We start from the raw sequence: 15,263 nt of genomic DNA, 5'->3' as shown, positions 1-15,263 counted from the left end.
TATGACTAAACAGAGAATTAATCAAATTGTTGGTTCAATTGGTGCCTTTATCGGGATTATTGTATTTATAGCCTACATCCCCCAAATTTTTGCCAATTTACAAGGGAACAAAGCTCAACCATTCCAACCTTTATCAGCAGCAGTCTCTTGCTTAATCTGGGTCATTTATGGATGGACAAAAGAGCCTAAGAAAGACTGGATTCTAATCATTCCAAACTCGGCTGGGGTTATCCTTGGCGGACTGACCTTCCTTACTGCTCTATAAGAAATTAACTACTATAAAAGCAACCACATGATTGGTTGCTTTTTTGCTTACTTTCTTGATCTAAAAGCCTTCTTCTGACTCTAATTCTTGTTGTTTTCCCTCATCTTTTGTGATACAATAGCATCAATTTTTTCTAGGAGGATAATATATGACTTCTACTATTGGTATTATAAGTTTATCTAGTGGGATTATCGGAGAAGACTTTGTCAAACACGAAATGGACTTGGGTGTCCAACGTCTCAAGGGCCTCGGACTCAATCCTATCTTTTTACCCCATTCGCTAAAAGGCTTAGACTTTATCAAAGAACATCCTGAAGCTCGTGCGGAGGATTTGATGCAGGCATTTTCTGATGAAAGCATCGACATGATCTTATGCGCCATCGGTGGAGACGATACCTATCGTTTATTGCCTTATCTTTTTGAAAATGACCAACTACAAAAGGTTATCAAACAAAAAATTTTTCTTGGCTTCTCGGATACAACTATGAACCACCTCATGTTGCATAAACTAGGAATCAAGACTTTTTATGGTCAATCCTTTTTAGCAGACATTTGTGAGTTAGACAAAGAAATGTTGCCATACAGCCTCCACTACTTCAAAGAATTGATTGAGACGGGAAGAATCTCGGAAATTCGACCTAGTGACGTTTGGTATGAGGAAAGAACTGACTTCAGTCCCAAAGCTTTGGGAATACCTCGTGTCAGCCATGCAAATACAGGTTTTGACTTGTTACAAGGAACTGCCCAGTTCGAGGGAAAAATCCTCGGTGGTTGCCTCGAATCCCTCTACGATATCTTTGACAACTCTCGATATGTAGACAGTACAGAACTCTGCCAAAAGTACAGACTCTTCCCTGACTTATCCGACTGGAAAGGAAAGATTCTATTGCTAGAAACAAGTGAAGAAAAGCCTGAACCTGATGATTTCAAAAAAATGTTGCAGGCTTTAAAAGAAACTGGGATATTTGAAGTCATCAGTGGACTCTTGGTCGGAAAACCTATGGATGAAACTTTCTATGACGACTATAAAGAGGCACTATTGGATATCATTGACAGCAATACCCCGATTGTCTATAATCTAAACGTTGGTCATGTCACACCAAGAGCAATTGTTCCCTTTGGAGTCCACGCGTATGTAGACGCAACGGATCAAGTCATTCGCTTTGACTATAACAAAGAAAGCTGAGATGAATTTCTCAGCTTTTTCTCATTATCATTACTGGCATTTTCGTCACATACTACTGATAGCTAAAATGATGAAGGAGAGGCTATTCCCTAACATGTGAACAAATAGGGGATAGTAAATATTCTCCTTTTCTTTCACATAGATAATTGAAAAGGCAAGGCCACCACCTAGATATCCGACTGCACCGATCCACTCTGACAAGCTTAAATTATGCATATGAGTCAGAGCAAAAACAAGTCCTACCAGAATAATGCTTAGTAAACCTGGCAACTGTTTCTGCAAGTAATGCAATAAGAATTGACGGAAAAAGAGTTCTTCCACTATAGGGCCTATGATGCAGGCGAAAACGGCTATCAGTAGTGGTTGCTCTTGAAAGGTACTTTGAATATTCGACTGGTTTAGGCCTTGTCCATCTAGTCCCAAAAACCGTCTTAACATCTCTGATACAAAGCCAAAGACAACAGTCATCAGAATGAGAAAGAGCCAGCCTGTTAAGACGCCAAAGAAGAATTTTCTTTTCGTCTTTCTAATCTCATTCCATTGTTGAATCAATCTATCCTTGAACAAAAAAGAGCCATATAGAGCTAGTACTACATAAACTAGATAATTTGCAATAGCAGATGGCATCAAGAAAGCCAGCAATTTAACTCCATCAAATACAAAGAGAACTGTATAGAGAATCGCAAAAATCAGAATTCCCTTATTTTTGTTAGACATCACTTAATTCCCCTTCCATTGACAATCATTCTCGTGGTCGTCAATCAAACCTGCTGCTTGTAGAAAAGATAAAACGGCAACTGGGCCTGTGAACTTGAAACCTTGTTTTTTTAGATCTTTAGCTAATTTTTCAGACAAGGCTGTTTTAGCAGGTGCTAGGTGATAGTCAGGAACATCATTCACGATCGTTTTCCCCTTAACAAAGGACCAGAGATAAGCATCAAAAGAGCCAAAGGTTTTCTGGATTTGTAAAAATGCTTGGGCGTTGGCACGCGTCGCAAAGAGCTTGGCACGATTTCGGATGATGGCTAGATTCTCTAACAAGGCTTCCAACTCCCCATCTGTCATTTCCGCGACCGCTTGAATTTGATAGCCATGAAATGCTTCTCGGAATCCTTGACGTTTGTTTAGTACCGTTTCCCAAGATAGACCAGCCTGATAAGTCTCCATACAGAGCAGTTCAAAAAGAGCGCGGTCATCATGAAGAGGCTGTCCCCACTCCTGGTCGTGGTAGGCGATGTAGAGCGGATTGGTCATCTTGACCCACGAACAACGTTTTGGCATACTCTTCTCCTATTTGACCAACATTTTAAGGGCAGATTTGATATAGTTCTCTGCTGTATCCGTCGTCCCTTCAAAGAATTTCTTGATTTTCTTGAGCTCTGTTGCCTTGTAGCCTAACGCCAGCATGGCTTCCATAGCTTCTTCCAGTTCTTGATTTTCAGCACTGGCTTGCACAGCGACTTTGGCAGGAAGGTCATCACTAGCCACGACTACCTTGCCTTCCAAGTCCAGAACCATTTGCTGGGCTGTTTTCTTACCAATTTTAGGGAACTTGGTCAAGTAGGTGATGTTCTTAGTCTCGATGGCTTGAACCAGGCCAGCATTGTCATCGGCAGCAATGATTGCAAGAGCTGAAACAGGACCAATCCCTGAGACCGAAATCAGACTGAGGAAGAGTTTTTTCTCATCTTCTGAGCGAAAGCCGTAAAGCAGATGGGCATCCTCACGAACAACTTGATGCACATAAATCTGAGTTTCTTGATTGACCTGACCTGAGTAAGCATAGGGATTGGCTACATGCAAGATATAACCGATACCATTCGCCTCAAGGACGATATATTTAGCAGTGATTTTGATAATGATTCCTTTAAGATATTCGTACATAATTTTTTCTCCCTTATTTTGCCTATCTAGTATACCATATTTCCCCAAGACAGACTGCAACAAAAAGTGCAACCTCTGGTTGACAAATAGTACAGGAGATTGTATTCTCATTATAAGTAAAAATTGTTAGGATAGAAGTAGAAAAAGGAGGATAGAATAATGATACTCGCAGAAAAACTATTTGAGCTCAGAAAGGAAAAAGGTTGGTCCCAAGAAAAGCTAGCAGAACAAATCAATGTTTCTCGGCAAAGCATCTCCAAATGGGAGTCTGGACAAGTACTTCCTGAAATCGAAAAAATCATTGAATTAAGCAAGATTTTTCAAGTAACAACTGACTATCTCTTACTGGATGAAAACTTTGAAAAAGGTTCCACGGCAGTGATTTTGGAGGAAGATAAGGATAAATACTATAAAGAAGTTAAATCCTTTGGCCTCTGGCAAGTGATTTATATTTTCGTCTTAGCTCTGGCTATCTATCTCTTTTTAGCCGGTTCTAGTTTCCCAGCCGATTTCACTGCTTGGATCTGGCTAACCTTTGTTCTATTGATTGCTTCAGCGATTGCTATCAACAAGGCTCTTAAAACCAAACAACGTTATCTTGATAAGGTAATTGGTCTTGAGAATCCTTCAGACAAAGACGACTCTACAAAACCTTGAATCCCCTAATTCAGTTTTCGTAATATTTTTTTAGAAATGATCTTGTCAAGCAAGTGTAAACCTCGTGTCAAGTTGCCCATGTCCAATCAAGTTCCCACTTTGGAAAAACTAAAAAGCCTTGTTCGAAAAGGAACAAAGGCTTTTTGTGTTCTTAATATTTCCCCAACTCACGAAGACTGGTATGATTTTCCTGAATGCGTCGGAACATTTTTTCCATATCCGACTTGGTAAAATGCACCAAAACAGGACGGCCATGTGGACAGTTGTAAGGGTTATCACATTGAGAGAGCTGATAGAGGAGCTGTCTGGCTGAGTGGTCATCGATACGATGGTTGGCCTTGATAGACCGCTTGCAGGACATCATGATAGCCAGCTCTGCTCGGTATTTCTTGATAGAAACTTCCTTGGTCAAGAGCAGCATGTCACACATTTCATAGATACCAGACTCGATTTCTTCCTCTGCCATCCAAATAGGATGTTCACGCAGGATAAATTGATTTTCTCCGTACTCAGCTAGAAAGACACCCACTTCCTCTAAGAGAGGCATTCTTTCTCTGAGACGAAGGGCGTCATCCGCAGGAAATTCAAAGATGTAAGGTACTAGGAGTTGTTGCTGGCTCTGGTCAACATTGCCGATGCTTTCACGGTATTCCTCGTACTTAACCCGTTCCTGAGCCGCATGCTGGTCTATGATATAGAGTCCATCTCGACCTTGGGCAAAGAGATAGGTCCCGTGCATCTGCCCGAAAAATTCCAACTCTGGGAAGCTTGATGATTCTTCTCGCTCCAGCTTGTCATAGGCTTTATCGAGACTGGCTAAGTCTAGTTCTGGATGGTCTAGTTGGTCATAGTTAGCTGGCTTTCTCTCTGCGAAATGGAGCTTTGTCTGCTTGGTCAGCTGATCCAAGGTTTCCTTGGCAAACAGGGTCAAATCCTGCCCTTCCTCAGTTAATTCAACCTGATGATCAGCTACCTCAGCTTGACTGGGTCTAGTTACCTCCGTTTTTTCATAGTAAAGCGTATTTTCTTTGAGTGGGAGAATGGTCTGCTCTACCTTTTGACGATTGCGTACGGTGGATTTGGCAAGATTTTCCAAGGCATCCGGTATCAAGGTCTGTTCCTTAAGACTCTTTGCGATAGCTTCTGAGACAAGTGCCATCAGCTCTCTTTCCTTAGAAATTCGCACCTCTTGCTTGGTTGGATGCACATTGACATCCGCTAGATAAGGGTCGATATGGATATGAATCACGGCCAGCGGAAAACGTCCCACCATGAGCTTGCTGCCATAGCCATCAAGAATAGCACGATTGAGCAGGAAATTCTTGATATAACGGCCATTGATGAAGAGACTGATATAGTTGCGGTTGGCACGAGTCAACTCAGGCAAGGACACAAAACCTGTAATTTCAAAGTCTAGATCCGAATTCTCAATGGCTATCATCTTCTTGGCACTTGCCAAACCGTAAATCCCTGCGATGGCTTGGCGCAGCTGACCAGTTCCTGCTGTTCGTGTCATTTCCTTGCCATCACTAATCAAACTAAAAGAAATCTCAGGATGGGCCAATCCCAGACGGTTGACAATATCGATGATATGAGACAGCTCCGCCTGCTGGCTCTTCATATACTTGAGACGGGCTGGCGTGTTGAAAAAGAGGTCCTCTACACAAACCTTGGTCCCCACAGGGCTAGTCGCTGGGATGATTTCTTCTACTTCACCCCCACGCGCAACGAGCTTAGTCCCATGACTTGCACCATCCACCGCCGTCAACAGAGTCAGAACACTGACAGAAGCGATAGAGGGCAGGGCTTCACCTCGAAAACCAAGCGTCCGAATCCGAAAAAGGTCTGCTTGATTTTTTATCTTACTGGTTGCATGGCGACGCAGGGCCAATTCCACCTCATCGTGGGCAATTCCATGACCATTATCGGTGATTTGAATCTTCTTGAGACCTGATTCCTCAATCTCAATGATAATCTGACTTGAGCCCGCGTCAATGGCATTTTCTACCAACTCTTTCACCACACTGGCAGGACGTTCAATAACCTCTCCTGCTGCGATCTGGTTTGCCAGCACCTCTGGCAATTCAATAATTTGAGACATCTTTCAGCCCCTTTCTGTATCTATTTTCCTAGAAATTGATTAGTGCTATTATACCATATTTCAGATACTATCAGAAAAAGCAAATACCACATAGACTCCAAATCTCTCCACATAGACAAAAGCTCTTGCCATGGGTCGTAAAATAGTGTTTAATAAAGGTGTACAGGAAGTGATCACAACCTTGTATAACTGAAAAGGAGGGAAATTTATGAAAGTAGAACTACAGATTAAGGAGACTTACGAGGAGGAAAAGCTGATTATCCAAGCACCTCAGCCGACCGAAAAAGTCCAGAAAGTCATCGAGTTCGCAGAAAATCTTGACCAAAAAGAAACAATCAAAGGAAAGATTGATGATCAGGTCTATCTAGTTAAGATTGGTAAGATACAACGCTTCTATATCGAGAATCGCAAGATTCTAGCAGAAACTGTATCTCAGACCTATACCATTGATTTGCGGCTCTATCAAGTGCTTGACATTCTGCCGACCACTTTTATCCAGATTTCCCAATCAGAAATCGTTAATATTGACGCTATCTCTCATCTCAAGCTAACCCCCAACGGCCTGGTCGAAATCTTTCTCAAAAACGAAAGCTTTACTTACTCATCTCGCCGTTACCTAAAAACCATCAAGGAGAAATTAGAACTATGAAAAAACAAATCTTTCACGATGCAGCCACTGGTGTACTCATCGGCCTCATCCTCTCTATCATCTTTTCACTCATTTATGCACCAAATACCTATGCCCCACTGAGCCCCGAGTCTCTCATCGGCCAAGTGATGGTTCAACATCAGGTTCACGGTGCCTTGGTCTTGCTCTACTGCACGATTATCTGGTCAGCTATCGGCGTTCTCTTTAGCTTTGGCAGTCGCTTATTCAGCCGTGACTGGAGCTTGCTCCGTGCCACACTTTCCCATTTCTTCCTCATGCTGGCTGGCTTTGTTCCACTAGCAACTCTGGCTGGTTGGTTCCCCTTCCACTGGACCTTCTATCTCCAGCTCATTCCAGAGTTTGCGATTGTCTACCTTATCATCTGGACTATCCTCTATAAAAGGGAAGCTAAAAAAGTAGACCACATCAATCAACTCTTGGCTCATAAAAAGTAATAGAAAAATCCCACTCACAAAGGCGCGAGTGGGATTCTTTTTATAATTTTTGTTTGAACTCAACTAAGACATTCATAGCCTGCATAGGTGTCATATTATTCACATCCAGTTGAGCTAATTCTGCTAGGATAGGATGTTCTGCTGGCGTATCAAAGAGAGAAATCTGTTCCGTGACGGCGCTTGTTTGTCTCATCGGAGTTGGACTTTCTTGTACCTGGCTCTCCAGTTGTGTCAAAATCTTATCTGCCCTTGCTAAAAGTTCTGCTGGTAAACCAGCAATCTTAGCAACATGGATACCGTAGGATTTGTCAGCTGGACCTGGTTCAATCTTGTGAAGGAAGGTCACCTGACCATCCTGCTCCAAGGTTGCCACGTGGACATTGACCAAGTGTTCCAAACTGGACTCCAGACTAGTCAACTCATGATAGTGGGTCGCAAAGAGGGTCTTGGCTCCGATATGTTCATGAATGTATTCGATGATGGACTGGGCAAGAGCCATCCCGTCATAAGTTGCAGTTCCCCGTCCCAATTCATCAAAGAGAATGAGAGAGTTCTTGGTCGCATGCGAAATGGCATTGTTGGCCTCCATCATCTCTACCATAAAGGTTGATTGACCTGAAACCAAATCATCTGCCGCTCCGATACGGGTAAAGATGGCATCAAAAATCGGCAAATAGGCACTTTCTGCTGGCACGTAAGAACCCATCTGAGCCATCACCGCAGTCATGGCTAGCTGGCGCATGTAGGTAGACTTCCCACTCATGTTGGGCCCCGTAATCAGTTGAATGCTGGTATCTTCTGACATCTGGATGCTGTTTGGAATGTAGGTCTGCGCTCCCATAACCTTTTCAACGACAGCATGGCGACCTTTCTGGATATCAATCTGTGAGTCGTCACCGAACTCAGGTCTGATCAAATGCTGGGTTTCAGCCACAACTGCTAGACTTTGCAAAACATCAACCGTCGCAATTCCTTGGGCTAGAGCCTGCAAGCGCTGGATATACTTGCTGACTTCCTCACGGATACGCATAAAGATTTCGTACTCTAGATTGGCTGACTTCTCACGCGCCTCCAGCATATCTCCCTCGATACGAGCCAACTCCTCAGTCCCAAAGCGTTCCGAGTTTTTCAACGTCGCCTTGCGGAAAAAGTGGGCTGGCACATTTCCCAGTTGCGAATTGGTCACATGGAAATAGTAGCCATCTTTTTTATTGTAGTCAATCTTGAGCGTGCTGATGCCAGAGTTTTCTCTCTCCTTAGCCTCAATCTCTGCAATCCAGCCGGTCCCTTCTCTGAGGACACGACGGTACTTGTCTAAGGTCTCATCAAATCCCGTACGGATAATGCCACCTTCCGTAATCACATGAGGAGCTTCAGGAGCAATCGCTGCGCTAATCAAACTCTCTAACTCTGGAATGGCATCCAACTGTGCGATGAGATAAGCTAAAGCAGGCTGCTCCATTCCCTCTAAAATCGCTCGAATCCGTGGCACACTAGATAAGGTGGTCGCTAGTTGCAAGAGATCCTTGGGATTGGTCTTGCCAAAAGAAACACGACTAGCCAAGCGTTCAATATCATAAACACCCTTGAGACTGTCCGTTAAATCACTACGCTCAAAGAAATGGTCAAGAAAGACCTGCACCACCTCTTGACGTTGGACGATTCGTTCCTTATCAATCAAGGGACGATGAATCCAAGACCTCAAGAGTCGCATACCCATAGCCGTTTTGGTTTCATCCAAAAGCCAGAAAAGACTGCCCTGCTTCTTACCTGAACGAGCATTCTCAACCAAATCCAGACTGGCCTTGGTCGCATAATCCATCTGCAAGAAATCTTTGATTTCATAGCGGATAACTGGTTTGAGGTGGTTCAATTCCCGCATCTGGGTCTGATGAACATACTGGAGGAGCTTACTAGCTGCCGCTTGCTCCACAGCTGCCAGTCGTGGATCCAGTAAATGAAGGTCCTCAAAGCCTTCCTTCTCATAAGAAAGCACCAGATTCATCTGACGGCTGAGGATTTGTTCTTCTTCCTCAGACAAGTCATAACCCAGCACCACTTCTCGCGCCTTGAGGTTACGGATTTCCCCACAAACCAACGTGAAATCCAATAGACCTGTCACATAAAAATCACCTGTCACTAGATCCATATAAGCCAGACCAAATTGATTGCCATCACGATCTAAGGCAACCAAGAAATTATTCTGACTATCGGGCTTACTTCTATCAACTACTGTACCAGGTGTGATGACCTGAACCACCTCTCGCTTGACAACCCCGACTGCTTGTTTGGGATCTTCCATCTGCTCGGCAATGGCCACCTTGTAGCCCTGCTCGATCAATACATCGATATACTGCTGGGCAGAATGATAGGGGACACCTGCCATGGGTATCGGATTTTCTGCATTTTTATTCCGACTTGTTAAAGAAATTTCTAAAATCTGTGCTGCATTGATTGCATCTTCATAGAACAACTCGTAAAAATCACCCATCCGAAAAAGCAAAAAAGCATCTGGGTATTGTTTTTTAATATCCACATACTGTTGCATACCGGGTGATAGCTTTTCTGTTGCCATTTTCCGTCTCTCCTTGCTAAAAATAAGTCTTGAGAGCAACTCCCAAGACCTTATTTATCTTTCATCAAATCTAGCAAACGATCTTCCATCAGCTTGGCAACGTGCTGGTCTCGACAAATAACCAATAAGGTATTAGCACCAGCAACCGTTCCTAAAATCCATTCATCCTTGTTTGCATCTACAATGTTTGCTAAGACTGCAGCTTCCCCAAGTTTAGTATGAAGTACCAAGGTAAACTCTGCTCTTGCAACTCCTTCTAAATGATGAGACAAAAACTCAACTAAATCAATCTTATCTGTCTCATTTGCTAGTACATAATACACCATATCATTTTTCTTGATCTTGGTCAAGCCGATTTCACGCAAATCACGTGACAAAGTCGTTTGCGTCACATAGACATTCTGAGCTTCAAGACGATCTTGAATCTCTTTTTGTGTTCCAAGTTTTTCTTCAGCGATCATCTTTTTAATCAACTGATGCCGTTCTCTTTTTCTCATATCATCCTCTTAAGCGAATATTTATAACAAATTTTACATTTATTTTATAACTATATTATACCAAAAAAAATAGAGAATTCAAAAAAATTCTTTTCTTTCTCAAAAAATGTAGTAAATTGTGTTAAAATAGAAGAAAAGCCCAAAAGGAGCCTACTTATGAATACAAAAAAACTGATTGCTGGCGAATTGGCTAGCGTCATTGATAGCCTGGACCAAGAGGCTATTTTCAATTTACTAGAACAACCTAAAAATTCAGATATGGGAGACATCGCTTTCCCTGCTTTCTCATTAGCAAAAGTCGAACGCAAGGCACCGCAAGTGATTGCTGCCGATATTGCTGCAAAGATCAACAGCCAAGCCTTTGAAAAAGTGGTGGCAACAGGTCCTTACGTAAACTTTTTCCTTGATAAATCTGCTATTTCTGGTGCAGTTATCAAAGAAATCATCGAAAAAGGTGCTGACTACGCCCAACAAACGGAAGGCCAAGAGCAAAATATTACGATCGACCTTTCTAGTCCCAATATCGCCAAACCCTTCTCAGTCGGCCACTTGCGTTCAACAGTTATCGGAGATGCCCTCTCTAATATCTTTAAGAAGATGGGCTACAAAACCATTAAAATCAACCACCTTGGAGACTGGGGGAAACAGTTTGGTCTTCTCATGGTTGCTTATAAGAAGTGGGGTTCTAAAGAAGCCATCGAAGCCAACCCAATCGATGAGTTGTTGAAACTTTACGTTCGCATCAATGCCGAAATCGAAACTGACAAGGCTCTCGATGATGAAGGTCGCCTCTGGTTCAAAAAACTAGAAGATGGTGATCCTGAAGCAACTCAACTTTGGCAATGGTTCCGTGATGAAAGTTTGGTCGAATTCAACCGTATCTACAAACTACTCGGTGTTGAATTTGATAGCTTAAACGGTGAAGCCTTCTACAATGACAAGATGGATGAAGCCGTACAAATCTTGGAAGAAAAAGGCTTGCTAGAAGAGTCTCAAGGGGCTTGCATTGTCAACTTGGATGATTTCGATTTGCCACCTGCTATGATTAAAAAATCAGATGGCGCTACTCTCTACATCACTCGTGATATCGCAACAGCCATCTACCGTGCTCGTACTTACAACTTTGTTAAAAATATCTATGCTGTCGGCCAAGAGCAATCTAACCACTTTAAACAGTTGAAAGCCGTCTTGAAGAAAATGGGATTTGCTTGGAGTGACGATATGGTTCACGTTGACTTTGGTCTTGTAACCAAAAATCGCCAAAAACTCTCTACTCGTAAAGGAAACATCATCCTGCTCGAGCCAACTCTCCAAGAAGCCATCACTCGTGCTAAAGCTCAAATCGAAGCAAAAAATCCTGACCTTGAAAACAAGGATCAAATCGCCCAAGCTGTTGGGGTTGGAGCTGTCAAATTCTACGACCTGAAAACTGATCGTCGAAATGGTTATGACTTTGATTTGGAAGCAATGGTTTCATTTGAAGGTGAGACTGGGCCATACATCCAATACGCTTACGCTCGTATTCAGTCTCTACTTAGAAAAGCTGACTTCCAACCAAATGCTCAAGAAAGTTACAGTCTAAATGATGCTGAAAGCTGGGAAATCATCAAACTTCTCCAAGACTTTGCCCGTGTCATCAAACGTGCTTCTGACAACTATGACCCATCGCTCATTGCTAAGTATGCAATCAGCTTGGCGCAAGCTTTCAATAAATACTATGCTCACACTCGTATCTTGGATGAAAGCCCAGAGCGCGACAGCCGCCTAGCCCTCAGCTACGCAACCGCAGTTGTCCTCAAAGAAGCCCTTCGCTTGCTTGGAGTAGAAGCGCCAGAGAAGATGTGATTCAGTACTAACAATTGGAACTAAAGTTCCTAATTGTTAGACGCTAGCCGCTATATGCGGACTAGCTAACTGCTTCACTAATTCACCTAACCAAATAATATCGATTTGGTTAGGCTCATGTCGTAATCTTTTAATCACTTTATTGTAAAGCAGTCTAAGTAACTATCACCAAATCCTATACAGACTTTGGCTTGGCGCTTTACTAGTCTTCATTTCAACTGGGCGAACTTTTCAGTTAAAGGTCCACATTGTCTGGTTTTAGCTATTGGATACCTGTTCTGCTCGCCTAGTGACTTAGTTGAAAAGCGAAAATTTCTTTCGCTTTTCTTATACCTTCAATTTTTTATCAAATCAGGGGAGATTTTATGAGCCAGTACGCTTATATCTTAGTTCTTATCAGTCTTGTCGTTCTTTTTCTTATCAATAAATACGAAAAAGAAAAACTTCAGAAACTCCTTCAGGAGCAGCTTTTAAAAGACGAAACTTTCAAAGCAGATATCCACAAAAGAATCCAAACAACAGAGAATATCAACGATGTCATCGCCTACATCAACAAGGGCTATCGTTTGGGACTCATGCTTTCAAAGGAAATCACTGATCAACTCAAATAATCAAAATCCGAGAAGTCTTCTTCTCGGATTTTTCTCTTCTTCATGAAACTGCTAAAGATTCCTATTAGATTTTAAACAAATAAAGTAGAAGAAAAAGCTAGGCCGAAGCTTAACTTTCCAATCCATATAAGTCCGCGATAATAGCTGCAACCTTTTTAATATCTCCCAGCATGCCTCTCATTTCAAAATCTGCTAGAACAGGGAAACCAAAACGCTGACTATACTGTTTGGCAGTCAAACAGTATTGGTTATTAAAATTGCGATTACCAGATCCCACTACACCAAAACACTTACTAGCATTGTCTCCATAGGCGATAAAATCACCCACTGGAGTCGTCAGGATCTCAACATCGCCGTTGTCGACACCATTTCCACCTTCCAGATAGGTCGGTAAGAAAGCGACATAGGGATGGTCCATCTCAAAGAAATCTTTCCCTTCCTTGACCAAATCCTTGATATGGATCTTTTGGACCTCAATCCCTTCGTGCTGGGACAAGAGATAGTCCTTAAGTCGGGTTACAAAACTCTCTGTATTCCCACTCAAACTGATATAAACTAAGGATATTTTTTTCATATTGACCTCGATTTTTATTTTTGGATATTAAAAGAACTACCAAGATTGTAACTTGATAGTTCTCTTTTGTCAATACTTAGGCAACTTCCTCTGCTTCGGCTTCCTCAGCCAAATCTTTTTGTTGGCGCCACATCTTGTAAAGGACTAAAGCTAAAAAGAGGACATTGATAATCATGAACAAAATAACGGTTCCTTTTGCTAATGTGCCTATTCCTAAGCCTAGGGTATCATCTTTGATCAATTGAATTGCATCTTGAATGTTCACAAAAGAATAGACCAAACCAACAATCGCTAGCAAAAGATAGCCAAGATAAGCATAGTTGGCAAATTGGACGTTTTTACGAACTAAGAACACAAAGGCTACCACAACTAAAATAGCAGATAAAACAATCAAAACTACATTAAAAATTGAGTGCGATGATGCTGTTACTTGGTAGGTATAGTTAACCGTGTCTTCTATTTGCTGAGCAGTAAGAGATCCACTATTAGATAGACTCGCACGAAGAACTTCTTTGCTAGGGACTGGGCCCAAGATGCCAAATAATGACGAAGCAGAAATGAGTGCTGATAGGACTAACAAAATCCAGAGATAAATTGGTTTCTTTTTCATATTTTCCTCCTATAAATCCTTTTGGACATTATAGCATTTTTCGTACAGAAATACAATTCTTACAGGCCTGTCTCGACTTGTTTACGGTATGCTTTTGGTGATTTTCCGCACAATTTACGGAAAACTTTGTAAAAATAGCCGACATTACTGTAACCAACGGCATAGCAAACATCTTCAATACTATCATTGGTTGAAAGCAAGAGCTGTTGCGCTGCCTTAATTCGCTGTTTGTTGAGCAGTTCTGCAAAGGTCGAGTTGGTTTCTCGCTTAATCAGCTGACCGAGGTAGACTGGGTTAATAAAGAGATCCTTGCTAATATCCTTAAGTGAGAGCTCTTTTTGATAATCGCGGCCAATCACCTCTAAAACACTGACCACATTTTCATTCATACGATACTGGCCAAAGAACTTGGTCAAGGTTGCTTTGATGTAGGCAACCAACTCTTCAAAGGAGTTAATAGCATGGATGGCTTTGACAATCTCGGTCATATCATCTGCTTTTAGGTGTTCAAACAAATGGAAGACATCCATGACAAATTGGGTGAAGAGTTGTTTTGTGATAGCCACGCGCGGTGTGTTCTCTAAGACAACCTTCTCCAGCAGGGTCAATTCTTCGATGATTTGATTGATATTTCCTTGGATAATCACGCGATAAATCGGTTCATAATAAGCAAATAGACTCTCGGATTTTTCTAGATTGACAGAACCGTAAAAGAGGGCTTTTTCTGCGTTGATTTTCCATTTTTCAAAAGCTTGTTGGTAGGGCGCTCCAAAAGGCGTTACTACGATTCCATCTAGTGGTTGATCAGAGATAAAAATCTGCCAGTCTTGACCTAAAACATAGTAAGGAATAGTGAAAGAACCTTGTTTTTCCTTAGAAAGGCCTATCCACCAGTTGTCTTTACCTGCTAAAAAGTTGACAAAGCCTTCTTCATCCAATTCTTGGCTAAGAGTCTGGCTCTGCTCCACCTTTTCCTGAAGTTGGCTCGCAATTTTTTCTAATAAATGACTCAACTCAACCTTATCCACCGGCTTCACCAGATAATCCACGACACTCAGGTTCATTGCTTTCTTGACATAGTCAAACTCCTGATAGCCAGATAGCAAGATATAATAGGCATCTGGGAGAATCTCCTTCATCTCCTTAATCATCTCCAGTCCTGTTTTATCGGGCATATTGACATCCGAAATAATCACATCAACCGGATGATGCTTGACATAGCCCAGAGCATCGTCGGCATGATTGGCTGTTGCGACGACTTTCATATCCCATTTTTCAAAGGGAATCAAGCGCTTGAGCCCCTCTGTCACCATGTACTCGTCGTCTACTAATAAAACTTTATACATTTCTGCCC

The 15,263-nt window shown here is 42.1% G+C and carries 16 protein-coding genes; 7 read left to right on the top strand and 9 right to left on the bottom strand.

The window, feature by feature from the left end:
• The first annotated feature begins 1 nt into the window (after position 1).
• Together ACUW6H_RS05610 and ACUW6H_RS05605 are read left to right on the top strand one after the other, a co-directional pair.
• Positions 2–265, top strand: coding sequence for a SemiSWEET family transporter (locus ACUW6H_RS05610; protein ID WP_004250486.1), 264 nt, complete (start codon positions 2–4; stop codon positions 263–265).
• A 148-nt stretch (positions 266–413) separates the two neighbouring features.
• Entirely contained in the window at positions 414–1,451 is a 1,038-nt protein-coding gene (locus ACUW6H_RS05605) for a S66 family peptidase (RefSeq protein WP_454362239.1), read from the top strand.
• A gap of 45 nt (positions 1,452–1,496) precedes the next feature.
• Here ACUW6H_RS05605 and ACUW6H_RS05600 read toward each other — a convergent pair whose 3' ends face one another.
• The 3 genes from ACUW6H_RS05600 to ruvA are packed head-to-tail and all read right to left on the bottom strand — an operon-like array spanning position 1,497 to position 3,335.
• A complete protein-coding gene (locus tag ACUW6H_RS05600; protein ID WP_454362237.1) occupies positions 1,497–2,171 on the bottom strand; it encodes a CPBP family intramembrane glutamic endopeptidase in 675 nt (224 codons plus the stop codon).
• A complete protein-coding gene (locus tag ACUW6H_RS05595) occupies positions 2,172–2,732 on the bottom strand; it encodes a DNA-3-methyladenine glycosylase I (protein WP_096408506.1) in 561 nt (186 codons plus the stop codon).
• Between the two features lie 9 nt (positions 2,733–2,741).
• Positions 2,742–3,335 (bottom strand): Holliday junction branch migration protein RuvA, encoded by a 594-nt coding sequence (ruvA, locus tag ACUW6H_RS05590; RefSeq protein ID WP_454362235.1) that lies wholly within the window; start codon positions 3,333–3,335, stop codon positions 2,742–2,744.
• 159 nt (positions 3,336–3,494) lie between these two features.
• On the opposite strand from ruvA, the gene ACUW6H_RS05585 reads away from it, so the two are divergent.
• Complete coding sequence (locus ACUW6H_RS05585) at positions 3,495–3,992, top strand: helix-turn-helix domain-containing protein (RefSeq protein WP_454362233.1); 498 nt, start codon at positions 3,495–3,497, stop codon at positions 3,990–3,992.
• Positions 3,993–4,143: 151 nt separating this feature from the next.
• On the opposite strand, the gene mutL is transcribed toward ACUW6H_RS05585, so the two are convergent.
• Entirely contained in the window at positions 4,144–6,093 is a 1,950-nt protein-coding gene (gene mutL / locus ACUW6H_RS05580; RefSeq protein ID WP_454362232.1) for a DNA mismatch repair endonuclease MutL, read from the bottom strand.
• Positions 6,094–6,301: 208 nt separating this feature from the next.
• Here mutL and ACUW6H_RS05575 point away from each other — a divergent pair, with 208 nt between their 5' ends.
• On the top strand, positions 6,302–6,742 hold the full coding sequence (locus tag ACUW6H_RS05575; RefSeq protein WP_268705676.1) for a LytTR family DNA-binding domain-containing protein: 441 nt from the start codon (positions 6,302–6,304) through the stop codon (positions 6,740–6,742).
• On the top strand, positions 6,739–7,197 hold the full coding sequence (locus tag ACUW6H_RS05570) for a DUF3021 domain-containing protein (protein WP_268705677.1): 459 nt from the start codon (positions 6,739–6,741) through the stop codon (positions 7,195–7,197). Before ACUW6H_RS05575 ends, ACUW6H_RS05570 begins: the two co-directional genes overlap by 4 nt.
• 40 nt (positions 7,198–7,237) lie before the next feature.
• Here ACUW6H_RS05570 and mutS read toward each other — a convergent pair whose 3' ends face one another.
• Both mutS and argR read right to left on the bottom strand, forming a co-directional pair.
• Complete coding sequence (mutS, locus tag ACUW6H_RS05565) at positions 7,238–9,772, bottom strand: DNA mismatch repair protein MutS (RefSeq protein ID WP_454362229.1); 2,535 nt, start codon at positions 9,770–9,772, stop codon at positions 7,238–7,240.
• Positions 9,773–9,822: 50 nt separating this feature from the next.
• Positions 9,823–10,269 (bottom strand): arginine repressor, encoded by a 447-nt coding sequence (gene argR, locus ACUW6H_RS05560; protein ID WP_004239711.1) that lies wholly within the window; start codon positions 10,267–10,269, stop codon positions 9,823–9,825.
• A gap of 156 nt (positions 10,270–10,425) precedes the next feature.
• Between argR and argS the strand changes: the two genes are divergently transcribed.
• The gene (gene argS, locus ACUW6H_RS05555) at positions 10,426–12,114 is read left to right on the top strand and encodes an arginine--tRNA ligase (protein ID WP_268705679.1); all 1,689 of its coding nucleotides are present in this window, start codon (positions 10,426–10,428) and stop codon (positions 12,112–12,114) included.
• A gap of 365 nt (positions 12,115–12,479) precedes the next feature.
• Complete coding sequence (locus ACUW6H_RS05550) at positions 12,480–12,725, top strand: MarR family transcriptional regulator (protein WP_454362226.1); 246 nt, start codon at positions 12,480–12,482, stop codon at positions 12,723–12,725.
• Positions 12,726–12,834: 109 nt separating this feature from the next.
• Here the strand turns inward: ACUW6H_RS05550 and nrdI are convergent, their stop codons facing one another.
• The 3 genes from nrdI to ACUW6H_RS05535 form a co-directional block, all read right to left on the bottom strand.
• Entirely contained in the window at positions 12,835–13,299 is a 465-nt protein-coding gene (gene nrdI, locus ACUW6H_RS05545; protein ID WP_454362224.1) for a class Ib ribonucleoside-diphosphate reductase assembly flavoprotein NrdI, read from the bottom strand.
• Positions 13,300–13,375: 76 nt separating this feature from the next.
• The gene (locus tag ACUW6H_RS05540; RefSeq protein WP_447266391.1) at positions 13,376–13,909 is read right to left on the bottom strand and encodes an ABC transporter permease; all 534 of its coding nucleotides are present in this window, start codon (positions 13,907–13,909) and stop codon (positions 13,376–13,378) included.
• A 59-nt stretch (positions 13,910–13,968) separates the two neighbouring features.
• Positions 13,969–15,255 (bottom strand): response regulator transcription factor, encoded by a 1,287-nt coding sequence (locus tag ACUW6H_RS05535; protein WP_454362221.1) that lies wholly within the window; start codon positions 15,253–15,255, stop codon positions 13,969–13,971.
• Positions 15,256–15,263 lie beyond the last annotated feature (8 nt).

This window comes from Streptococcus sp. 151470009-6 (assembly GCF_053628175.1).
The sequence above is the reverse complement of the archived record's forward strand: the minus strand, read 5'-3'. Positions and strand labels throughout refer to the sequence as shown.